The 22375-nt window shown below is 65.1% G+C and carries 22 protein-coding genes; 12 read left to right on the plus strand and 10 right to left on the minus strand.

Features of this window, described 5'->3' with window-relative positions; genetic code table 11:
* Nucleotides 1-10: 10 nt before the first annotated feature.
* Complete coding sequence (locus CDA09_RS13915; RefSeq protein ID WP_121429207.1) at nt 11-700, minus strand: TetR/AcrR family transcriptional regulator; 690 nt, start codon at nt 698-700, stop codon at nt 11-13.
* A gap of 189 nt (nt 701-889) precedes the next feature.
* Between CDA09_RS13915 and CDA09_RS13920 the strand changes: the two genes are divergently transcribed.
* From CDA09_RS13920 to CDA09_RS13945, 6 genes are all read left to right on the plus strand, one after another.
* Nucleotides 890-2521: an ATP-dependent acyl-CoA ligase gene (locus tag CDA09_RS13920; RefSeq protein ID WP_121429208.1), complete on the plus strand. Its 1632-nt coding sequence runs from the start codon at nt 890-892 to the stop codon at nt 2519-2521.
* A 35-nt stretch (nt 2522-2556) separates the two neighbouring features.
* A complete protein-coding gene (locus tag CDA09_RS13925; RefSeq protein ID WP_050416208.1) occupies nt 2557-2949 on the plus strand; it encodes a VOC family protein in 393 nt (130 codons plus the stop codon).
* 14 nt (nt 2950-2963) lie between these two features.
* Nucleotides 2964-4910 (plus strand): putative bifunctional diguanylate cyclase/phosphodiesterase, encoded by a 1947-nt coding sequence (locus tag CDA09_RS13930; RefSeq protein WP_050416209.1) that lies wholly within the window; start codon nt 2964-2966, stop codon nt 4908-4910.
* A 178-nt stretch (nt 4911-5088) separates the two neighbouring features.
* Nucleotides 5089-5727, plus strand: a complete 639-nt coding sequence (gene ribA / locus CDA09_RS13935; RefSeq protein WP_018990568.1) for a GTP cyclohydrolase II — start codon at nt 5089-5091, stop codon at nt 5725-5727.
* Between the two features lie 912 nt (nt 5728-6639).
* Nucleotides 6640-7557, plus strand: a complete 918-nt coding sequence (locus CDA09_RS13940) for a DUF72 domain-containing protein (RefSeq protein ID WP_050416210.1) — start codon at nt 6640-6642, stop codon at nt 7555-7557.
* Between the two features lie 22 nt (nt 7558-7579).
* Nucleotides 7580-7849, plus strand: a complete 270-nt coding sequence (locus CDA09_RS13945) for an RES domain-containing protein (RefSeq protein WP_050416211.1) — start codon at nt 7580-7582, stop codon at nt 7847-7849.
* 69 nt (nt 7850-7918) lie between these two features.
* On the opposite strand, the gene CDA09_RS13950 is transcribed toward CDA09_RS13945, so the two are convergent.
* The 9 genes from CDA09_RS13950 to CDA09_RS23375 form a co-directional block, all read right to left on the minus strand.
* The gene (locus CDA09_RS13950) at nt 7919-8335 is read right to left on the minus strand and encodes a single-stranded DNA-binding protein (RefSeq protein ID WP_128106570.1); all 417 of its coding nucleotides are present in this window, start codon (nt 8333-8335) and stop codon (nt 7919-7921) included.
* A 69-nt stretch (nt 8336-8404) separates the two neighbouring features.
* A complete protein-coding gene (locus CDA09_RS13955) occupies nt 8405-8887 on the minus strand; it encodes a hypothetical protein (RefSeq protein ID WP_128106571.1) in 483 nt (160 codons plus the stop codon).
* Entirely contained in the window at nt 8868-10013 is a 1146-nt protein-coding gene (locus CDA09_RS13960) for a PFL_4669 family integrating conjugative element protein (RefSeq protein ID WP_121429209.1), read from the minus strand. The genes CDA09_RS13955 and CDA09_RS13960 overlap by 20 nt, the downstream gene beginning before the upstream one ends.
* Before the next feature lie 10 nt (nt 10014-10023).
* Nucleotides 10024-10422: a hypothetical protein gene (locus tag CDA09_RS13965; protein ID WP_121429210.1), complete on the minus strand. Its 399-nt coding sequence runs from the start codon at nt 10420-10422 to the stop codon at nt 10024-10026.
* A gap of 73 nt (nt 10423-10495) precedes the next feature.
* Nucleotides 10496-11089 carry an STY4526/YPO1902 family pathogenicity island replication protein gene (locus CDA09_RS13970; RefSeq protein WP_121429211.1) on the minus strand — a complete coding sequence of 198 codons (594 nt, stop codon included), beginning with the start codon at nt 11087-11089 and terminating at the stop codon, nt 10496-10498.
* Nucleotides 11090-11098: 9 nt separating this feature from the next.
* Nucleotides 11099-12532, minus strand: coding sequence for a ParB family protein (locus CDA09_RS13975; RefSeq protein WP_286164140.1), 1434 nt, complete (start codon nt 12530-12532; stop codon nt 11099-11101).
* Complete coding sequence (locus CDA09_RS13980; RefSeq protein WP_050416218.1) at nt 12507-13412, minus strand: ParA family protein; 906 nt, start codon at nt 13410-13412, stop codon at nt 12507-12509. The genes CDA09_RS13975 and CDA09_RS13980 overlap by 26 nt, the downstream gene beginning before the upstream one ends.
* A 247-nt stretch (nt 13413-13659) precedes the next feature.
* A complete protein-coding gene (gene mobH / locus CDA09_RS13985; protein ID WP_164844419.1) occupies nt 13660-15810 on the minus strand; it encodes a MobH family relaxase in 2151 nt (716 codons plus the stop codon).
* Nucleotides 15811-15814: 4 nt separating this feature from the next.
* Complete coding sequence (locus CDA09_RS23375; protein ID WP_164844420.1) at nt 15815-16273, minus strand: hypothetical protein; 459 nt, start codon at nt 16271-16273, stop codon at nt 15815-15817.
* Between the two features lie 618 nt (nt 16274-16891).
* Here CDA09_RS23375 and pilL2 point away from each other — a divergent pair.
* The 6 genes from pilL2 (at nt 16892) to CDA09_RS14015 (ending at nt 22364) form a co-directional block, all read left to right on the plus strand.
* Entirely contained in the window at nt 16892-17377 is a 486-nt protein-coding gene (gene pilL2, locus CDA09_RS13990; protein WP_121429214.1) for a PFGI-1 class ICE element type IV pilus protein PilL2, read from the plus strand.
* Nucleotides 17374-18042, plus strand: a complete 669-nt coding sequence (locus tag CDA09_RS13995) for a hypothetical protein (RefSeq protein WP_121429215.1) — start codon at nt 17374-17376, stop codon at nt 18040-18042. The genes pilL2 and CDA09_RS13995 overlap by 4 nt, the downstream gene beginning before the upstream one ends.
* Nucleotides 18043-18052: 10 nt before the next feature.
* On the plus strand, nt 18053-18538 hold the full coding sequence (locus tag CDA09_RS14000; protein ID WP_121429216.1) for a hypothetical protein: 486 nt from the start codon (nt 18053-18055) through the stop codon (nt 18536-18538).
* Complete coding sequence (locus tag CDA09_RS14005) at nt 18535-19110, plus strand: transglycosylase SLT domain-containing protein (RefSeq protein ID WP_121429217.1); 576 nt, start codon at nt 18535-18537, stop codon at nt 19108-19110. Before CDA09_RS14000 ends, CDA09_RS14005 begins: the two co-directional genes overlap by 4 nt.
* 273 nt (nt 19111-19383) lie before the next feature.
* On the plus strand, nt 19384-21597 hold the full coding sequence (traD, locus tag CDA09_RS14010; protein ID WP_083447003.1) for a type IV conjugative transfer system coupling protein TraD: 2214 nt from the start codon (nt 19384-19386) through the stop codon (nt 21595-21597).
* Nucleotides 21594-22364 carry a TIGR03747 family integrating conjugative element membrane protein gene (locus CDA09_RS14015; protein WP_083447004.1) on the plus strand — a complete coding sequence of 257 codons (771 nt, stop codon included), beginning with the start codon at nt 21594-21596 and terminating at the stop codon, nt 22362-22364. Before traD ends, CDA09_RS14015 begins: the two co-directional genes overlap by 4 nt.
* Nucleotides 22365-22375: the final 11 nt, after the last annotated feature.

Consider the following 22375-nt stretch of genomic DNA (forward strand, 5'->3'; position numbering starts at 1 on the left):
CGCGGCGTGCTCAGCGGCGGGAAACGCGGCCCTGCATCAGCATGGCGAACATCCGCTCGAGGCGGCGCGGTAGGCTTCGGCGCTCAGGGCCGGCGGGGACGAGAATCTCGCTGAGGATGTATCGGACCAGCAGCTCGCAGGTGAGCTCGCGGTCGATCTTGATTCCCGCACGCGACTCCCACGCATCGAAGACCGGCCCAAGCACGTCCTGGAACCGGATCACCGAGTCGGGGAAGATGCGCTGCAGCCAGCGCATCGCGTACTCCGGCGCAACCACGAGCAGCCGTCGTGCATTGCCGCGCTCGAGGTAATCATCGACGAATCGCAATACGGCGTCGAAACGCTCGTCCGGATCGGCATACGGGGCAGTCGCCTCGATCAGGGCAGCATGGAAACGATCGCGCCGGTGACGTGAAAACGCGTCCAAGAGATCGTCCTGCGACGAAAAATACCGGTAGAACGTCCCACGCGAGATGCCTGCGGTCTGACAAACGTCGAGGATGTTTACCCGGTCTGCTCCGGACTCGAGAACCACCGCTTCGGTAGCGTCGAAAATGCCCAGGATCGTGCTTTCGGACCGCCTGTTCCGGCGAACCGCCTTCACGGCCTTGACCGGCGCGGGCTCGGCGCCCTCCTTCGCAGGGGCGGTCGCGCGAGGCTTCTTCACCTTTGCCTTGCCCGCCTCGACTGCTTCCGCCATCTCCGCTCCCCGAGAATCCACCGATCGGTGATTGTAGCGTGCCCCAACCGCATGAACATCCGATCCCCCATCAAAATGATCATTACGCTTCCTTATATTTGACAGTTTTTCTATTTGTGTTTATGTTTTGCCATCACAACGAAAGCTGCACATCACCCCAACACGGCGAATCGGGACAGGAGACATCACATGGCAGGCATGGGCAATCAGGAAACCTGGTCGGTCGGCCCACAGGATACGGTCATCGCGGCACTCGACCGTGCAGTTGCAAAGCACCCCGAGCGGGTGCTGCTCGACTTCGGCGGCGAGCTTTACACTTACGGCCAGGTCGACCAGCTTTCGACGCGCCTCGCCCACTCGCTCGCAGCATTGGGCGTCCAGGCCGGGCAGACCGTCCTGAGCATGCTCGACAACAACATCGATGCAGTCGTGACCTGGCTCGCCATCAACAAACTGTGTGCCGTGAGTGTTCCTGTCAACACTGCGCTGCGGGGCGAGTTCCTCCGCCATCAGATCGCGGACTCGCAGGCTGCAATCGTGATCTGCGAGGCGGATTACGTCGAACGCATCGCGCAGGTTGCGGACGGATTGCCGGAAATGCAGCTGATCCTTCACCGCGCCCACCTCACCAAGGTCCCGGAGTGCCGCGCCCGCATCGCGCCGCTGGACGAACACCGCGGCCGGCGCGACGACGCGATCGAGACGAAGCCGAATCCCTGGGACCTCGCCTGCATCGTCTATACGTCGGGCACCACCGGGCCGTCCAAGGGCTGCATGCTGAGCTACAACTACATGTGCAATCTCGCCCGCCTCCAGCTGCGCGCGGGACCGGCAACCGAGAATGACATCACCATCACCCCGCTGCCGCTCTTCCACATGAACGCGCTGTGTGTCGGCATCCTCTCGAACATCATGGTCGGCGCCCGGGTCGCGATCGTACAGCGCTTCTCGGTATCCAATTTCTGGCCCGAAGTCGAGCGCAGCGGCGCCACCATCGCGTCGATCCTCGGCAGCATGGGCGGACTGCTCGCCCAGGCGCCGGACAACGAGTCGATGAAACGTTGCGTCGGACAAATCCACACCGTGCGCGGCAACCCCTTCACCGAGGAATCAAAGAAGATCTGGCGCGAACGCTTCGGCGCCAAGCAGGTGGGCGGCAATGGCTACGGCCTCACCGAAGCGAGCGTCATTACCTCGCTACCCGGCGGCGAGTACGCAGCGCCCGGCTCCTCCGGGAAGCGCATCCCCGACTTCGACGTGCGCATCGTCGACGACCTCGATCGCGAGCTTCCGGCCAACACGCCAGGCGAGATCGTCGTTCGCCCCCTGCGCCCCGACATCATGTTCATGGGCTACTGGGGACGCCCCGCCGACACCATGAAGCTGCTGCGCAACATGTGGTTCCACACCGGCGACATCGGAAAATTCGACGAAGAAGGTTTCTTCTATTTCGTGGACCGCAAGAAGGACTACCTGCGCCGGCGCGGCGAAAACATCTCTAGCTTCGAGATGGAAGCCGCCTTCGCAGCGCATCCGGCCATCGAAGAAGTTGCGGTCCACGCCGTGCCTTCCGACAAGGGCGAGGATGACGTCAAGGTCACCGCGATTCTCAAGCCCGGCAGCGCCCTCATGCCCGAAGAATTGTTCAAGTGGGCAATCGACTCCGTTCCCTATTACGCCCTCCCCCGCTATATCGAATTCCGCAGCTCGATGCCCAAGAACCCGCAGGGCCGGGTGCTGAAGTACCAGCTGCGCGAAGAGGGCAAGACGCCAACGACCTGGGATCTGGAAGAGACCGACATCAAGGTCAGCAAGCGCTGATCCCCATAGGGCAGAAAAACAGAGAGGAAGACACCATGAGCATCTTTACCCACGTCACGCTCGGGACGCGCGACATCGCGCGCGCGAAGACCTTCTACGATCAGGTTCTCGAACCGCTGCAGTTCAAGTGCCTGCTTGAGGTCGAAGGCAAGGCCTGCGGCTGGGGTATCGATGCACCGCAGTTCATGATCCTCTACCCCCGTAACGGGGAACCCGCCACTATCGGTAACGGCATGACCATCGGCCTCGGAGCCCCGAACCGCGCTGCCGTGCGCGAGTTCCATCGGCGCGCGCTTGAACTCGGGGGTACCTGCGAAGGCGCCCCTGGCCCCCGACCTTTCGCGCCGCATGCCTACGCCGCATACATACGCGACCTCGACGGAAACAAGCTCGTGGCCTCCTGCCGCAAATGTGAAGAAGAGGGATAGGCTGTCTATACTGAATGATGAGTACGCCAGCCAATGCTCAAATTGCACGACCCAACGCTTCGGCGACGATAGCCGACAACGAGAAGGAACTGCTTCGCGTCAACCGCGCCCTGAAGACGCTCAGCGCAGGCAACAGGACGCTGTTGCGGGCCAGCGATGAGGCCGAACTGGTGAATGCGATGTGCCGCGTCATCGTCGAGCAAGGCGGCTACCGCATGAGCTACGTCGGCTACGTACAGCACGATGAGCGAAAATCCGTCTCCCTGGCGGCGTTCGGTTTCGACGACCACTATGAGCAGGAGGAGGAGACGCTTCGAAACCTGTATGCGAGCTGGGCCGACAACGAGTTCGGTCACAGCGTGACCGGTATTTCAATCCGCACGGGCAAACCGTGTATCGTGCGCCACCTGCTGACCGACCCCGATCACGCACCGTGGCACGCGGAGGCGCTTCGCTTTCACTACGCATCCGCCAGCGCCTTTCCGCTGCACGTCGACGGCGAGGTGATCGGCACGTTGGGGATTGCGGCCTCGGAGCCGGACGCCTTCGATGACGCCGAAGTAAAACTGCTCGCGGAGTTGGCCGACGACCTCGCTTACGGCATCGGCAACCTGCGCTCGCGGCTTCGCCGCCAGGAGGCTGAAGCTACCATTCACCGCATGGCCTACTGCGATGCGCTGACCGGTCTACCCAATCGGGCGAGCTTATGCGAGCGGTTCGAGTCCGTTCTTGCTACCGCGGTTGCGCAGAACCAGCCGCTCGCGCTCATGATCGTAAGCCTCGACCATCTGCAGGAAGTCAATGACACCCTGGGCTACGCTCAAGGCGATCGGCTCATCCAGACATTCGCGCGCCGACTGATCGAGGCCAAGCTTGCCGAAACAGTCGCCCGGGTGGGCGAAGGCGAATTCGCGCTGCTGTTGCCGAATGCCGATTCGGCTCGCTCCTCCGCGACGGCACAGCAGCTTTCGAAGTTGTTGCACACCTCGATCGACGTCGAGGGGTTGGCGTTCGATGTACACACTCACACCGGTCTGGCCCTGTTTCCCGGCCATGGGGCGGACGCGGAGGTGTTACTACGACGCGCTCGCGTGGCGATGCGCGATGCGATGCAGGCCGGTCGGGACTACGCGGTCTTTGCACCGGCGCTCGATCAGGAAGCCTCGCGCAGGCTGGCGTTGATGGGGGAGCTGCGCCACGCGATCGAGAGGCACCAACTCGCGCTCCAGCTTCAGCCCAAGCTGCACCTGGCTTCGGCAGCGATCTGTGGCGCCGAGGCACTGGTTCGGTGGAAGCATCCACTGCTCGGCCAGGTCCCGACGTTCGAGTTCATCACGCTCGCGGAACAGGCGGGAATGATCACCCCCGTCACTCACTGGGTTCTCGAAGCGACGTTCCGCCAGCGCTACGCGTGGCACATGGCAGGAATCGAACTGCCGCTGTCGGTGAATCTCTCGGCGCACGATCTGCGCGACCCGACGCTGCTCGACAAGCTCAAGGGCCTGGTCGAGACCTGGGGAGCCCAGCCAGGCTGGATTCAGCTGGAGCTGACGGAGAGCGCGCTGATGGTGGACGCCTCGGCCGCGGTCGAGATCCTTCACTCCCTGAAGCGGCTGGGTTTTCAACTTGCCATCGACGACTTCGGTGCCGGCTATTCGAGCCTGGGTTATCTGCATCGCCTGCCCGTCGATGCCATCAAGATTGACCAGTCGTTTGTCATCCCGCTGGTACAGAGCGAGGATTGCGCGACCATCGTCAGCTCGGCCGCACAGATGGCGCACAAGCTGGGCTTCGAAGTTGTGGCAGAGGGCGTGGAAAGCCAGGATGCGTTGCGGCGCGTGACGGAACTGGGATGTGATATCGCGCAGGGCCATTTTGTGAGCCATCCGATGGCGGCCGACCAGTTCGGGGCGTGGCGGGCCGCTTCGCCCTGGTCGAGCCCGGCTTCACTCGCGCACTGAGCCCGCGCGGGGCGTTTTTACCCATTGCGCGATGCCCGGCAAAGACTCACATAGATCTCAACCACCTCCGTTGCACCGACCGTCAATCGCCGATCCTGGCTGCTTTTCCCGATACCGTCGCACGTCCGGCGGTAGCGCGACGTCCGGCCGGGCAGCGCGGAGCCAACAGGGAATTAGCATGCAGAACAAGTTCAACGAAACGGACAAAACGTCCGGTAGCGAGATCCTCCACGTCGCCGCGTGTCACTTGCCGACACCGTGGGCGACATTCGAACTCCACGGTTTCGAAGAAGTCGCCAGCGGACGCGAGCACGTCGCCCTGACGCTCGGCGCGGTGACCGACGGGGCGCCGGTGCTCACCCGCGTCCATTCCGAATGCCTGACCGGCGACGCGTTGTTCAGCCAGCGCTGCGACTGCGGCCCGCAGCTCGAAGCGGCGCTCGCCGCAATCGCCACCGAAGGCCGCGGCGTGCTGCTGTACCTGCGCCAGGAAGGCCGCGGGATCGGGCTGCTGAACAAGATCCGCGCGTACGCGCTGCAGGACCAAGGCGCCGACACCGTCGAGGCCAACGAACGTCTCGGCTTTCCCGCGGATAGGCGCGACTACTCGGTCGCGGCGGCGATGCTGCGCAGCCTCGGCATCGCGACGCTGAAGCTGATGACGAACAATCCCCGGAAGGTGCACGCGCTGGAGCGCTACGACATTGCGGTCGCCGAGCGCGTCCCCCACATCATCGAGCCGAACCCCCACAACGCCGGCTACCTGCGCACGAAGGCGGAGCGGCTCGGCCATCTGTTCCCTTGGCCGGAAGCTTGATCGGGGCGCATGTGTGCTCTGGACATTACGGCCCAAGGCTTCAATCGCGCCCAAACGAGCCAGTTGCGAAAGCGACGACTCCCTCTTCGCATGCCCGTACGTCAAGAGTATTTCGCGTAATTCAATTTGGTTGCAGCTACGCAGCGGGATTGGACCGAGACCGCAGCCTTGAGCGCGGGCACTGTGGTGGGCGCGCCGCCGTTCGCAGCTAGACGCAACAGTGAGCACGACATTTCACTTCTTGAAGTGAAACCGGTCACCGCGAGGCGACCGGTTTGGATTCGTCGCCGCTGTATCGTTTTCGCGCCCAACCAGAGGCAGGAGCTATCTCAGAGGCTGACCGGTCGCAACGCCCGGCTCGGCTTGGTCAACGGTGTGGATTCACGTCTCGCGCGCCGGCAGTCCGCCCGGGACAATCCGCAGGGCAACCACACCCGGCCATTGTCGCTGACATAGGCGACCTGATGGTCGCCGCTGTCGAGCACCTAGCCTCCTGCCCAATTGCCGGCGCCAGGCGCATACTCCGCGACAAAAGTACGCACGCACCAGCGCGCCTCATGCATCGAGGCGACTGGTGTCAATCGGTTGGCAATTCCCAGCAGCGGCAGGCCGGGATCCTGGCCGAGGTCCGGATTGCCGCGTGTGAGGAGTGCTACCAGCAACGGATGCATATGCCCCACTACACCATGGCAACCTCGTCGGCCTCGCGGTCGGCCTCGCGGTCGGCGTCACGGGCTCGGAACGCGCCTCGGCGCGACGCTGATATGAATCTCGCTCCAACTGCCGAAACCCGCGAATCCTGACCGTCCGGTGGCCCACCCATGCCCGTCGATCAGTGCATCGCACACGCGGGGACGCTAACCGTCTTGACCTGTGCACGCTACCTGAAACAGATGCAACCAGGAGAACGGCATGACCGGCACTATCCTCATCGGAACAGCCTCATGGACCGACAAGACCCTCATCGAGTCCGGACTCTTCTACCCCGACGAAGTGAAGACCCCAGCGGGCCGTCTCCATTACTACGCCACCCAATTTCCAGTCGTGGAGGCGGACAGCTCCTATTACGCCATGCCCTCGGTGAGAAACGCCTTGTTGTGGGTCGAGAGAACACCTCCCGACTTCACCTTTGACGTAAAGGCGTTTCGCCTTTTCACGCAACACCAGACCGATCCGCAGGCATTACCAAAGGACATCCGGGATGCTCTGGGAGCAGTGCAGAAGAAGAACGTGTATTACAGGGACCTACCGCCAGAGCTCAAGGATGAATTATGGACTCGGTTTGCAATGGCCGTGGAACCGTTACGTGCAGCCCAAAAGCTCGGGGTGGTTCTATTCCAGTTCCCGCCCTGGTTCGTGCCCTCCAGGGCGGCTTTCGATCACATACTGGAATGCGCTGAACAGCTCCGGGGATTTCAAGTGGCGGTGGAGTTCCGGAACCGGACTTGGTTTGAGGGCGATCGGGCAGCCCAGGTGATGGCGTTTGAACGGGAACATCGGTTGGCACACGTCGTCGTCGATGAACCCCAAGGCTTTGCCAGCAGTGTCCCGGCACTTTGGGAGGTGACGTGCCCGCACGTGGCGATTGTCCGGTTTCACGGGAGAAACACCGACACCTGGGACAAGAAAGGACTGAGCTCGTCCGGGGAACGGTTCAACTACCTCTATGCCGATGCGGAGTTGACCGAGTTGGCTCAGAAGGTCCGACAGCTGGCGCGGGAGGCCAAGTCCGTCCATGCCGTTTTCAACAACAACTTCGGTGACTATGCGCAACGGAACGCGGCCCAATTCCGGCAGATGGTCGCGAGAGCTATGACCGAACCCCGATAGCAACCTGCGGGCCTTGGGACTGATGCGCTCGCAGCTTCTCGAGCCGGGACCGGCGCACTATGACCGCACCGCCTCCTGGGCCTCGACCCTCCATGCAGCCTGCCCCGATGCCGACGGTCTGATCTGGCGATCGCGCCAGCACGACGACAGCGAATGCCTGCTTCTCTCTGGCGACCGCGTTGGTGAGGCGGAGCTGGTCGTCAGCGAGCGAATGAGCTTCGAACCGCCGAACGGGTGGCAGACCCTTCTCGCCGCGGCCGCACAGGCAGGCTTCGTTATCACCGAGAACTGAAATACGCTTCGCGCTGCCGGTTGTGACTGGCCGACCTCAGCGCAAGCAGGATGAGACAGGGGCAATCGTTTACGTGGCGTCGACAGCCGCCTCGCTCGTGGAACCAGCGAGCTCGCGCTTGGGTTTGTAGTCGGCTCGCTCGACCCGGCCCAGGCATAGCGTGACGTCGTCAGCGGTCACCTGGAAGCCGGGCACCTTGTCGGGGGCGCCCTCCGGCGAGTACATGAACTGCTTGAGGACGCCTTCGACCTGCACGCGCGCACCTCGCCGCAGCACGCGCGCGGCGTCCTCGCCGCGCTGGCCCCACAGCGACACACTCATCCAGAATCCGCCGACCTGCTGATATTCGTCGTTGGTCTGGTCGTAGGCGTAGTCGTCGAAGAACACGCGCATCTCGGCGACGACCTCATCGACCCCGTTGATTGGGACGTGCTTGAGGATCGGCGTATCGCCGAGATTGCCTTTCCCGCGAAATACGTTCGGCATGTTGCACTCCTTGGCGTCGACGTAGAACACGACGGTGGCCGACGCCGGTGCCCGCCGCCGTGCGGCATACTACGGATCGCGCTGCCGGGCATGCTTCAGGGCGAGGCGCGCCTCGATTTCACGCCGGTTGAGCTCGATGGCGCGCCGGTGGGTGCGCTCATACCACTCGCGCAGCGTCCCGGGGAGTTGGGCGAAATGGGCGTGGATGGCGCCCCAGGGGATGTGGCCGGCCCGGGGCCCGGCGCCTGCCGCACGCCAGCGCAGTTGCACCTGCCCGGTCACAGTGCGCCGGTGGAGCGCCAAGTAGAAGGTGCGCCCTCGCACTCGGCGTGTGATTCGCGACAGTTCCTCCTGTTGGCGGTGAATCGTGTCGACACGGGCCTGCGCCTGCCGCACGTCGGCGGGGGCGCCGCCCCTACCCGTAAAGGCCTTTGCGTCAGCATCCGGTTGACAAGGCTTACTGTCGCAGCGCTGGTCGACGACATCGGCAGCACCCGGCGGATCAGGTTGCGCCAACTCCGTTTCCGGCGCGTCAGTCGACCAGCCCATCATCCGTTGCCTCATCGCCCGCTGCGCCACGTTCCGAATCGATGGCGGCGATCTCAGCGGCCACGCGCTCGAGCATGGCCTTCTCGGTGTCCGAAATCGAAATACGGCGCTGGGAGTGGCGCGAGATCTGGTGGCCTGCGTAGATGCCTGCTGGCACAGCACCGAAGATACCGGTGACGGCTGCGACACGCTTCTGCGCATTGGCGTCGGCGCCGGGCAGGAAGTCGGCGCGGCTGAGCGGCAGCAGGTCCGGCTTGGTGAGCCAGTTCTCGAAGCGGATGAACTCCTCGAAAGCGGCGCGGATCGGCCGGGTGAATTGACGGATGGCGTCATGCGCCTCCTTGTCGGAGAACAGGGCCTTGCGGCCAAGCGTCTTGACCACCCGGATGTAGTAGTCGAACTCCACGATCAGCTCGGCAATGACATAGCCGTACGGGCTGCGGAATCCGAGTTCCAGGACCTTCGGCTCGCGGGACTTGAGGATGCCGAAGCCCAGTCCCTTGTCGGCCCGCTTCTTGAGTTCGGCGCTGAGCAGGGTCGCCTGGCGGTCGAGTGCCCGCCTGAGCTCCGGGATGCGGTGGTCGGCACGAAGGAGCGCCCAGTCCGCGTATGGGTTGTTGTTGCGCGTGAGCGCCCACAATGCTTTCAGGCTCGAAGCGACCCGTTTGCCGCCCGGAATCGCGTTGTAGTGCCCCGCCGGGTCGCGTCGGCGGCCCATGAACATCCGAAAGCCCTCTTTTGTATGGAGGGTCATGGTGTCGACACCGTCGTCCACCAGCGAGCCGAGATCGCGTAGCTGGGTCGCGACCGCGGGTTCGACCGTGGCGTCGGCTCCCGCGGTGACCCGGTATTCAGCCTCCATCTGCTTGAGCTTGTCGCAGCGTTGAAGGTAGAGCTCGTAGCGCGCCCAGCGCGGATCGTGGGGATCGGGGTCGTCTGCCTCGATGAGATCGGCAAGCTTCTCGCGCTCCTTGGCAATGCTGTAACGATCGGGAAACGGGGAGCGATCGTCGGTCTCGAAGGGGATTGGGGTTCCGCCTGGAAAGACGGGATCGAGGAGTCCGGGCTGATCGTCGACAGGTGCCAGAGAGGACCGGGGGATCGGTGGGGCGATCGGGTGGGATGACATTTGTCTTCCTCTAGGTGGCGTCGGTGAGGTCGTCCGCAGGCGACTCGACGGGTTGCAGTTGGGCCAGCGCCGGAATGGGCGTGAATCCGGGTAGGAAGTCGCATTCGGGAAGGGGGCCGCTCAAGAGGTGCCGGAGCGCCGCCATGTCGACGATGTACGCGCCGGTGGCGCAGCGGACCTTGCGACTGCGGATCAAACCGTGCCTTTCCAGGCGCAGCAAGGCGCGCTGGACAACCTGGTGTCCCAGCAGGGTGTACTCGGCCAGTGCGCGGCTGGAGATGCGCACTGGCGCCCGATCTGCGGCCCGCCACAGCAAGGCGAGGAGGACGGCGGTGGCGGCGTAGTCACCGTCCAGGCGAACGAGAACCTCGAGGGTGATCTGCGGCTCGGAAAGGGAATGTCCGGACATCGGTGAAGCACGGCTGGGTAAATGGAATCCCAACGAAGTCGGCGTTGCTGTTGGGTTGGATGAATCCAGTGGTTTACGGCTTTAACGTTGGATTGGATGAATCCAGAAAATCGATGCCCTCGACATCCGCGTCGAACTCATGCACGACATGCCACAGCGTGGCGATCGAATGGTCCGGGAATGCGCGATGGAGTTCTACGAACTGACGTTGTGGCGGGTGCGTGCATCGAATTCGCGACCAGGCGTTATGGATCGCTTCACGTACGCTCGGATCGGGAAGGGCCGGCCGGCCGCGAGGCGGCGGATCGGGGCACAGCAGCGCGCGGTGCTGCTGAATCTCCGTCAGGGTCATTTTGAAGAGGTGAACCAGGAGCGGAGGCTGGGCGCCGTGCATCACGTGATATTCCATCAGCTGCCGCATTTCGGCGATCGCGCAGTGCCGTCGATAGGCGGCCTCGAGCGTTGCGGGATCGAAATGAATGCAGACGTCGAGCTGAGGCATGCCGGCGATGGATGCGAGATCCCGTGCGGACGCGGCACGCAGGGTATCCAGAATCTCGGGGCTGAGCCCGGCCTCGAGCAGCGTCTGCAGCTCTCCGGTGTCGAGCAGGTGAATGAGATGCGACAGCAGCGCGTAGCGCAGCTGCTCACTTCTTATCGGGATCATCTCCTCCTCCTAGTTGTCCTCGGCGGTGGGTGGCTTCTCCGTGCATGCGCGGTGATACGCGTCGATCAGCGAACGCGTGAGCGACCACGACGCCGGATGTCGCAGCAGGGCCACAACGGGGTCGTCGGCTTCCCCATCGCCCCCCTCAGCCGACAGGGCGAGCTGCGCCAAGAGCCGGTGCGCCCCATGGCGTTCGGGCTCTCCGGACGCGTCGGAGGGCATGCGAAGCGGCTCAACGCTGAATCCCGCCCGCCGGCCGGCGTCCTGGCGAATGCAGTCCGAGAGCTTGAATGCGGCAGCGAAGTCGCCCAGCCGCCTCGAAAAGCGCGTGTCGGCCCGCCCCGCGGGGGTCACTCGCGCAGCGTGTCCGGTGCCGTCCGTCGCCTCGGGCACCGCCTCCTTCGGGGGCTCGGTCAGGAGGCGGTGGATCTCCGCAAAAGCAAGCTGCCCCTCGGCGCCGGCGACCGCCACGAGCGCACGCTCCACGGCCGCTTGCACGCATTGCGCGAGCGCCGCGAACTGGGCGGTCATGCGAGACAGGATCATCTCGACCTCGGGCTTGGTGAGCCGCGGCGGCTCGTCCATGTCGCGAACGGCATTGATCCCCGTCGCCACCTCGGCGATGAGCTCGTCGAAGGCGGTCTTGCGCACGTAGGGGGCCAGGTTGATCGCATCGGCAAGCTTTTCCAGGCACCCGAAACGGCTTCGAATGGCCCCCGCGCTCTCGTGGGTGAGGTGCGGGCCGATCGGCGCCAGGTAATCCACGGCGAAGAGGAGATTGGCGGCCGTCGCGCCATGAAGCTTCAATCCGCAACCCCGCGCGCGCTCCGCTAGCTCGCGCAGCGACAGAGGCCGCTTCAGCTCGCACTCGAGCTCGCTCTTGAGGAGCGCCACCCCTCGCCCCCGCTCCCAGAACGTGATGTCGCCTCGGTTCTCGTTCTCGGCCAGATGCGCCGCAATGACATCGCTTTCACTCACCCACGGGCGCACCACCACGTGGATCCATTCGTAGCGGGGATCATGGGTCTCAAGCCACAGCTCCTGCATGATCTGCAGCCGCGTGTTGCCGCCGAAATAGCACATGTACCGCCCCGCACCGGGCCGGCGCGTCACCGAGAGGGCTTCGGTGAGACCGCCGCGCGATTCGATCGATGCGCGAATGTCCGCATAGCGCGGATTGGTCCGGATTCGTGGGTTCTTGTCGTAGCAGTCGATCTCCATGCAGCGCATCAAGCTCCAGCCGTCCACGTCCTCGCCCGGCTGGAGGTCAGCCGCGGCGTTGGTCGGGCCCTTGACCGCCAGGCTATGCTGGGCGAGCAGCGCGCGACGCTCCCCGGTCGTGGCATTGGAGGACGCTTGCGGCTGGAGCTTTCCCCGCTTTTCCATGTGCTGGGCCAGCTCCTTGACGGAGATGGAGTCAGGCAATCGCGTTCTGGGCGTCATGGTCACCGCCAACCTCGCAGGGGGCTCCGGGCGGCACACCGGCGTGGATGCCGTCGAGGCTCGGAATGAGCTCCCACAGGAGCGCATGCATTGCAGGACACGCCTTGACCGGGTCGACCCAGTGGACCGGGACCTGGGCAGTGGCAGCATTGCGGTACGCAACGGCGTGCGGGATGACCGTCTTCAGGAGCAGGACCTTGCACTTGAGTTGCTGATAGCTCTCGCAAATGGCCTTGCCGATCTCACGTGCATCGCGGGTGTTCTCGTGACGGTAGATCATCGCCAGCATTTGCGGCACGGAGATGCCGAATGCAGCAGCCGTTTCGACGCGGTTCAGCAATTCCTCAGTGCCCGACAGGAACTCGCGCGCGGAGAGGATATCGGGCGAGATCGGCGAAAGGAGCACATCGGCTGCCAGGACTGCGGCATCCTGAAGGTGCCCCACCGCGCCCTGGGTGTCGATGAGCACGACATCGTAGTGCTCATGCAGCAGCGGACTGCGCAAGGCGAGCTTGATGCGCAGCGCGCTGTCCATGCGCGGCGCCAGCCAGTCCTGGAGCGTTCCCTGCGGCGCATCGGAGATGACGATGTCCAGGCAGCCATTCGGGTTGAGCCGCGGCTGGCGACGCAGTGGCATGGGCGCGAGCGCGAAGTCGATAGTCGAAATGCAGTCGTCTGTGAGCGCGCCCTGCTTGATCATTTGCGTCAGTCCGTGCCGCGCCCTCTTGGCAATGGGGTAATAGCGACTGAGGCTCGGCTGCACATCGGCATCGACCAGCAAGACACGCATGCCGATGTCAGCGAGCAGCGCGCCGAGGTTAGCGGTCAGGGTGGATTTCCCGACGCCTCCTTTAGTCGATACGGTGCTGTAGACGATCATCCGACCTCCTCCGGTGAAGCAGCGGCGAGCAGGGGACGAAAGCGAAGGGAAAGCATGGGTGCCGGCGAGGTGAAGCTGCGGCACATGCGCATGAAGCGACGAGGGCGTCCCGGATGGAATGGAGCGTATTCCTAAACAGAATTGAACATCATCCTCGGCTTGTCAACGCCGATACATCCCGAAACACGCAACTGGCATGGGGACCGGATCCCTGGTTGAGCAGGTTTGGCAACCGCGAGCAAGCGGATCACGAGGATGCACCGGATTGCTCGGACGAGTCGGGATCGACAAAGGACACAATGTTCGGATTCGATGGCGGGACAGGATTGAACCAGTGCTCGGGGTGCTTGATCACGACGGCTGCGAGTTTTCCTACGCGTTTTCCGCCGCGGCCGAGAACGCCGAAGTGATGAACGTTCGAGTTTCCGGGCCCGACCAAGTGCCAGCGCGCCTTGATGACTTGCCGCTGGATGCCGATGCCCAGCTTGTCCGACGGGCTCGCATCAGGATCCATCCCGTTGCCGTCGTCACCGTAGAGCGCCGCGAAGTCGCGGAATGTCCGCGGGGAGACGAGTGCCATCCCTTCTGGCACGAAATGGACCGGCGCGCCGGCTTCGTTGTAGGGGATGGATCCATCAGCGATCCCCTGTTGCAGCCACGCCATGAAGCGAACGGCTGCATCGCTGGGCGTCTCGTGAATGGACTTGGCGTCGTCGGTGTCCGACTTTGGCACGGATGCGAACGGAGTAACGGGTCGCGTGGCTGAAGGCGGTCGGCGGCGGGGCCTCCCGGATGTAGTGGCCGCGGATGTCACCGAGTCGTCATCCGAGAGGAATTCGTCTTTTCGGCCGAGATTCGCGGTCGTGGCTGGTACCTCGTGCCCCTTGGCTTCGCTGGTCTTCACCTCGCTCGTCGGCTGATCACGACCCGTGGATGGCCTGGTCGCCGCATGGGCGGGCTTGGGAGGAGGAATATCGGGCGGCGTCAGCGGACCCGAGGCGCGTTGCCGCTCAGGGCGATCACCGGGCTTTGGTGCCCCGCCCTGGCCGTCGCCCGGTGGTTCGTCCGCTCGCTTGTCCCGTGTCTTTCGGGGCGGTTTGACGACGAGTTCGCCATCGAAGTCGGACGGGTAGTCGTCGGCCGAATCGAAGAGCTTCACCAAGGGGAACTTCAGCACCGCGAACTCGTGGGCGTACCCCTCGCCGCGGACCTCCACGTACCAGATCGCCTGACCGGTGTCGGGGTTGCGCTCCAGCAGCCCGTAGTCCTGCCAAGTGTCGAACAGCCGGTCGTTCTTGGCCGGACCGGGAATGCTCGCGCCGTCGTCCGGATTGGTGTGTGCGATCTCTTCCCGTACCGTGTCCGCGAGCCGCTTCGCCACAAACCAGGCTGCGCCAGCGCCGATCCAACCTGCCGCGCCGTCCCGGTTGAGCGGCAACGCACCTTGGCGCAGCAGCCGGCGTATGGCGCTCATCAGCTGGTCGACCAGCGGGACGGCTGCAGCAGTCGCGAACTGGTTGCGTGGGCCATGCTGCAGGTTGGTCGCGGCCGAGCGGCGATCGGCTTGGCGCACAATCTCGGTCAGCACGCCGGTTGCGTCATCGCCCGACCAGGCAGCCTCGAGCTGGCGCATGACCGACGGTTCGCGCGCCACAAACGCCAGGGCTGTTGCAGGGACGATCCTCGGCGCCAGCACCAGCGGCAGGCGACGGTGCGCGCCGTAGTTGCGTTCGGCTTTCGGCGCGAATCGCACCTCGTATTCGACCGCGCCGGCGGTCGGCATGTCGCCGGATACCGGAAGCCATTGCCGTCCGGGGCCGCCTGGTCGGTCGGCGACACTCACCCGCAAGTCGGTCATCGGTTTGCCGATGTCGTGGAACAGCGCGGCGAGAATGACGGCGTAGGTCCAGTGATCACGCTGGGCGTCGATCGCCTCGGCGGCGCCGCCCTTGGGCAGCAGGTATCCATTGCGCAAGGTGACCGCTGCATGGAGTACCTCGATCGTGTGGGCGGCCAAGCCGCCGACATGGGCGTGATGGTGCGCTTCGCTGGCCGGCAAGAGCTGCACGAACCGCAGGTAGCCGAGGATCGCGGGCGCGACGTCGCGATCCCAAGTGGATTGGCTCAGTTTCGATTCACGATGGATCTGTTGCAGCGCGTTCGAAAGCTTGCATACCTGGACCAGGGTCGGCGCGTCGAGGACCCTGAGCCAGCCGCTTCGGCTGGCCGCCAGGCCGGGGGCGGCAAGGGCACCGGTGGCCGGTGCACCCGCCATCGTCTGCTCCGCATCGGCATCGGCCGGACGCTGTCGCACGGCCCGTTCGCGGTAAATGGACCAGCCGAGCCAGCCGGCCAGCGCTGCCGCAGCCAGGAAACATGTGGCGGCAAGAGCGGCCATGGGGTCAGCCCCGAAGGTTGCGGATCTGAGCCGCGCAGAACTGCGCCAGCAGCCACTTCTGCAGCACTTCCGGCGGTGGCGATGGTCGCTCGGACTCCCAGACCTCGACGGTCGTACCTCGGCAGAACGAGGAGAAGGTTTCGACCAGCGGCTTCCACTTCTCGTCGTCGCGTTTCGCGCGGTACCGACAGAACGGCAGGGTGGCCAGATCCGCCGCGAGCTGGGCTGGATCAGCCGGCCGCAGGGCATCCACGTAATGCGCCAGCAGGTCGCGGACCGTCAAGACCGGGTCATCCTCCGGATAGAGGTACGCCTCCAGGCCATCGTATCGTCCGAGCCAGCATAGCAGCACGTTGCGCCATCTCGGCTCTCCAAGGCCCTCCAGGAAATGACCGATGGTCATGACGGCCCGGGTACGGGCCTCCTGCTGGTGCGGGGGAATCGGCGGGGGCAGGTCGTTCATCACGAAAACACCTCTGAAAGGTGCGAGTTGTTCTTCTTCACGTCTTGGCCCAAGCCGTGGACGGCCGCTCGCGGCCGCGCATGGCACATCTCACTTTAGGCATAGGACAGGGGATTTGGCGAGGACTCGACGGCACCCGCGATTGCCGGATCGCGACTAGAGCGTGCCGCAATTCACCCTTTCTGTCCGCACCAAAATCGCGCCAGGTTTTTCGACTTTCCGCTTGACATGCCACAGTGGTTGTACCGGAACCTTTGGCGCATTTGCCGCCAGGCCGCTCCAGGCGGTCTGGCGGCCCGTCTCCCGTCGGCCTTTGCCGCAAGGCGCCCCGTACCGGTAAATCCTTCGCCCAGCGGAATTTGAGCTGGGCGCCCTTTCGGGTTGGGCCTGTAGTCCCGTAGAAGGCGGGCCGCCACCGGCCGCCCACCCTTGCGCCCTTTCGCCAACCATTTTCTTCCCCGCGATGCAAGGCGAAACTCGAAAAATGTTTTTCGAATTTCGGGCTGCAAGACGCAAACGCGCTCGCCACACTGCGCCCCGTGACTGGCCGCTGACCCCGGCAGCCCGGCGTCCTCACCGCTCCCGGCGGGGACGCCTCCCCTCACGGAGCAGACCCACATGCCTCGCCCTCTTGCGCTTGCGCTGCTGCTGGTTGTCACCGGTGCGTGGGCCACCCCGCCCGACCAGATCCGCCTTGCCCGTTTCACGGTCGCCGAACCTGCCCCTGCCGCAGCCGTCGTCGATCCGCTCACCGTAGTCGCAGCCGTCCACTTCCCGCGCGAGCATGTGCGAACCGTAGGCGATGCGGTCGCCTACCTCCTCCTGCGGACGGGCTACCGCGTGGCATCCGCCGACCCCGCTGCCACCGCCCTCCTGGCCCTGCCCCTGCCCGAATCACATCGCGTCCTGGGGCCCTACCCGGCCCGCGCGATTCTTCAGGTCCTCCTCGGGAACCCGTACAACGTGAATCCCTCGCCCGTCGATCGCACCCTGACGATCGCTTTGCGCGGCCCCAACTCTGAGGCCCCAAACGAGGTGGCGATTGTGGAAGCAGTCATCACCCGTCCCGTCGCACCTGTCACGCCACCGGAGACGATCGAATGAACGCGCCGCAAACTCCGCCCGTCGGCGCATTCTCCCGCTTCGCTCCACGCATTTCCCTGCGCGCGTCGGGCCACCGCGCGCGCGTCGTGTACCTGATCGCTGCCCTGCTCGTCGCCGGGGCAGTCTTCCTGGTCCTCAGCCCGAGCCCGTCGGCACCGCTGCGCAAACCCGAAGGTGTGGATCCGGTGCCGCAGCCGCTACCCGCGATCGCGGCACCCGAGCCGCCGCCCCCTCCTTCGCCACGGCCGGACCAGCTTGACGACCGCATCGCTGAACTCTCCCGCTCCTTCGAGGATCTTGGGGCCCGCTTCTCGGCCATCGAGGCCCAACTTGTCGCGTTGGATGAGCGCAATGACGACATTCGCACGCGGCTGGAAGCGCTCACCGCCCCACCCCGGCCGAAACCGGAGCCAGCACGGCGGGCCGCAGGCGCCAAGCCGTCCAAGCCGGCTGGGCCCGAGCCGCGGATGCCCACCGTCCTGTCGATCGACACCTGGGGCAGTAAGCCTTCTGTCGCGATTCGCGACCCGCAAGGCAACTTGGCGTTCTATCGCGAGGGTGATGCTGTCGGAATTGCGCGCATCGAGCGCATCGATTCCCAGGCGCGCCGGGTCCACCTCCGCCTGCCCGATGGCACCGTGACCGCCGTCGATGCCAAGAACTGAGGCGTGAGTCATGCGAAAGACCGTCCTGTTCCTCCTCGTCGCCGTGCTGCACCCGGCGGCGGCGGTCGAGACCGGCCACACGCAGCTGCGCGCCGTCCAACCTGCCACGACCGCCGCCCACCCCTCGGCCCCCGAGGCCACCGACATTGCGGCCGTCGATCGCGTCGAAGCCGGTTACTGGGGCATCACCCTCGAGGAGCTGCACCGCGCGCGACGCCTGATGCGCGGCCCACGCGGCGCCTTCAGCGTCGCCACCATCAGCCCGGTCGAAGTGCTTGGCATCCACGCACGCTCCGACGCGGAGCGAGACCGTTACGCGGAGCTCTTCGCCAAACTGTTGCACGACGATACGCAGCGTGTCCTCGCCTGGCAGCGAGCCGGTGATGCGGCCACGCGGCGTCTCTACCCACACGGCAAGGCGATCGACTTCGGGCGCGCTCCGAACGCCCCCACCCTCCCCAACTGGTATTTCACGCCAGGAGGTGCGGCGCAATGAACTCGTCTCCCGCACGTCGCACCTTCCTCGTCCGCCTCTGCCAAGGCGGGCTGCTCGCGGCAGTGCCTGGGCTCACCTTCGGCCACGAGCGCGCCCGCGTGGTCTATCCACCAGTCCCGCCCGCCTACCGCATCGTGGCCCAGTCGCTCGCGCTCCCGCCCAAGCTCCTTTTCGCCATCGCGATCCAGGAGTCCACCATGCAGTGGGGCGCGCTGGCGCTGCCCTGGCCGTGGACGCTCAATGTCCGCCGTAGCCCCCGCCGCTACCAACGCTATCCGGAAGCGGTCACCGACCTCAAGCACATGCTCGCCCAAGGGGTACGCAACGTGGATTGCGGCCCGATGCAGGTTAACTGGCACTACCACTCCGACAAGTTACGCACGCCCGAGCTTGCGCTCGACCCCTGGCACAACCTGCGGGTGGCCGGCGCGATCCTCCTCGAGAGGCGCCGTTCCGCAGCCAACTGGTTCGACGCCGCCGGCGCCTATCACAGCCCCGGCGACTCGGCGCGGGCCACCCGCTACGCGCGTTCCGTCTTCGCACGGATGGAAAGGATTCCCGATCATGCCTGACTTGCCGCATCGGACGCGTCTCACTGGCTTCCGCATCGGGGGCGACCGCCCGCACCTCTGCGCTGCCTCTGCCACCTTCCGTGCGGGATCCCATCGCGCCGGAACGACTCCGGCGCCATATCCCATCCACATTGCCTTGTTGTCTCCCTCCCCTCGCAGTTCTTGCGGGTCCTTGACCGCTGCAACGGCGGCTTCAGCACAACCATGGTCCTCTTCAACGGCCTCCTCCCTGCCGATGGACCATGGTTGTGCGCTCTTCTTGGGGAATCGCACATGAGCCATGGCACCATCGAAGCGTGGCTGCGCCCTCCCATCGAGATCTGGAGTGCCCTGACCGCGGCGTGCTGCGGCCTCGTCGCACTCATCACTCCGTGGGCGCTGATGATGCCCCCGGACCTCGGCCTGGGCACCGCCGCCCTCGCCTTCGCCTTCGCCGCCCTGCGCGCCCGACAGGCCTGGCGGGTATGCCGTTATCAGTACGGTCTCACCCGGTACAAGGCGACGACCATCGCGCCGCACAAGCTGCCGCGCATTCCGGGCAAGCTGTATCTGGGCGAAGGCTTCGCCTGGGGGCAACAACACACGCAGCGCCGCATGGACGCCACACGCCCGCAGGCCCAGCCCTACCTGGTCGAAGGCGCAAGCATCCGCGCAACGCGCGCGGTGCTTCGCGCGATGGGCGCCACACCGCTCAAGCCGATTGCCGCGGCGCTCGCGCTCCCCCGTTGGTGGAACCCGCTATCGGAGCCTGCCGATCTCGGCGGAACGCCGGTACTGCACGGCGTCGAGCCCAATGAGGCTCACGTCGCCCTCGGGCAGAAGCATCGCCCCGGTCACCTGGTCGTCCTCGGCACGACGCGCGTCGGCAAGACCCGTGCAATGGAACTCTTCGCCACCCAGGACATCCGCGACGGGAAGGTCGTCATCGTCATCGACCCGAAGGGCGACGCGGACCTCATGCTGCGCGTCCATGCCGAAGCTGCGCGCGCCGGGCGCCTCGACCACCTCTATCTCTTCCACCTGGGTTACCCCGAAATCTCCGCCCGTTACAACGGCATCGGCAACTTCGCCCGAATCACCGAGGTCGCGAACCGAACGACGAATCCCCTGCCCTCCAGCGGCAACTCGGCGGCCTTCAAGGAATTCGCATGGCGCTTCACGAATCTCGTCGCCCAAGCCCAGGTCGCCCTCGGGCAGGTGCCCACCTACAACCTGCTGCTGCGCGACATCACGGACATCGAACCGCTCTTCCTGCGCTACGCGACGCACGTGTTGCGCACGGAAGGCCCCGAGAACTGGGAGATCCTTGTCGAGGAAGTACAGACCCGCATCGAGAAACGCCAGATCACTGTTCCGCGCGCCCTGCAGGATCGCAGCGACCGCCTGATCGCCCTCGTGCACGTGCTGAAGGATCTGCAGCTTCCCGATCCCGTCCTCCAGGGTCTCGCCACCGCGGTCCGCTACGAGCGGAGCTTCTTCGAGAAGATCGTGGCCTCGCTCGGCCCCTTCCTCGAGAAGCTCACCACCGGCCCCGTCGGCAAGCTGATCTCGCCGGACTATTTCGACGCGACCGATATCCGGCCGATCTTCGACTGGATGCAGGTCATCCGGCAGGACGGCATCGTCTATGTCGGTCTCGACGCACTCTCGGACGCCACGGTCGCAGCGGCCGTCGGGAACTCGATGCTCGCCGATCTCGTCAGCGTTGGCGGCAAACTCTACAAGACCGGCCTCGATCCCCACCATCCCGAAGGCAAGATCATCCTGCCCGATGTGGCCTGCCACTTCGACGAGGTTAACGAGATCGCTGGACCGGAGTTTGTGCCGATGGTGAACAAGCTGGGCGGATCGGGCTTCAGCATCACCGCCTACACCCAGACCATTCCCGACATCGAGGCGAAGCTCGGAGACGCCGCCAAGGCCCGTCAGGTGCTGGGCAACTTCAACAACATCATCATGCTGCGGGTGAAGGATCCGGGCACTGCGGAGTTCTTCTGCAATCAGCTGCCTGAGGTCGACGTGCAGCACCTCATGGTCGTGACCGGCGTGAGCGACACCGACGGGTCGACCGAGACGGACTTCACCTCCCGCAACGAGGACCGCCTCACCACCCAGCGGGTCCCGATGGTATCCCCGGCTGACATCATGGCCCTGCCGCAAGGACAGGCCTTCGCCCTGCTGGAGGGCAACCGCCTCTTCAAGCTGCGCTTTCCGCTGCCCGATGCCACGAACGATCGCTTCATTCCGCCGTCGCTCCGCGAGGTGGCAGTCCAGATGCGGGCCAAGTATCGGACGGCCGAGCACTGGGCCGCTCAGACCGATTGGTTGAAGGACATGCCGGTCGGGCTCGTCGCGCCACTGGGCTTCGACACCTCGGACGATGACGCCGGGGAGGCGGCAGTGAGCACCCCCGCCCGGCCGCCCGAAGGGGGCGCTCCCCCTCCCTCGGGGAGGATGTCGCGTAGCGACAGGAGGGCAGTCCAGTGAGCACCGCCGCGTCGTCCGCAGGATCCGCCCGTCCCCCGGCGCCCCAGGCATCGGCCACACCGGCGGGCCGGTCCCGCGGCCCCATTGCTGCCCTGGCGAGCGTTGTGATCGGCCTCGCCTTTTCCACCCTGAGCTCCTGGATCTTCGGGACTGCCCTTACCATCCTAGGCGATCACACCTTCTGGAAGGGCCGCGGCGTCGAACGCGCCATAGCCGCCGTGGAGGAGGACTTCGGCTACCTCCAGGGCTATCCCCGGTCGCTCATGGTCGACGACACCGTCGCCTTTGCGCGCGACTTCGCCGAGCTCGTCGCGCGTCCGTTCCATTCGCTGGGCGCCCCCGCCTTCATCGCCCGTACGACTGCCATTGAGCCCGACGCGGTGGCGAATCCCCACGCGCGCGCCGTACGCTGCATCGTCAAGGAAGTCGGGCGCGCCGTCGAGACCGCCTACTACGTGGCCCAGGACACCGCCATCCGCCTGGCGATCGCCTTCTATGCGCTGCCGGCCTTCGCGATGGCCATCTTCATCGGCCTGATCGATGGCCTGGTCCGTCGCGACCTGCGCAGGTGGACCGGTGGCCGGGAGTCCTCCTACGTCTACCACCACACGAAGCGCTTCACGTGGTGGTTCCTCACTGCCGGTTTCACCGCCTATCTCGCGTGGCCTTTTGGCGGATTCAATCCCGCGTACCTCGTCCTGATCTTCGCAACCCTGGTGGCCGCGGCCCTCTCGACCACCGCCAGCACGTTCAAGAAGTACCTGTAGCAACCAAGGAG

Source organism: Azoarcus sp. DN11, assembly GCF_003628555.1.
GTDB lineage: Bacteria > Pseudomonadota > Gammaproteobacteria > Burkholderiales > Rhodocyclaceae > Aromatoleum.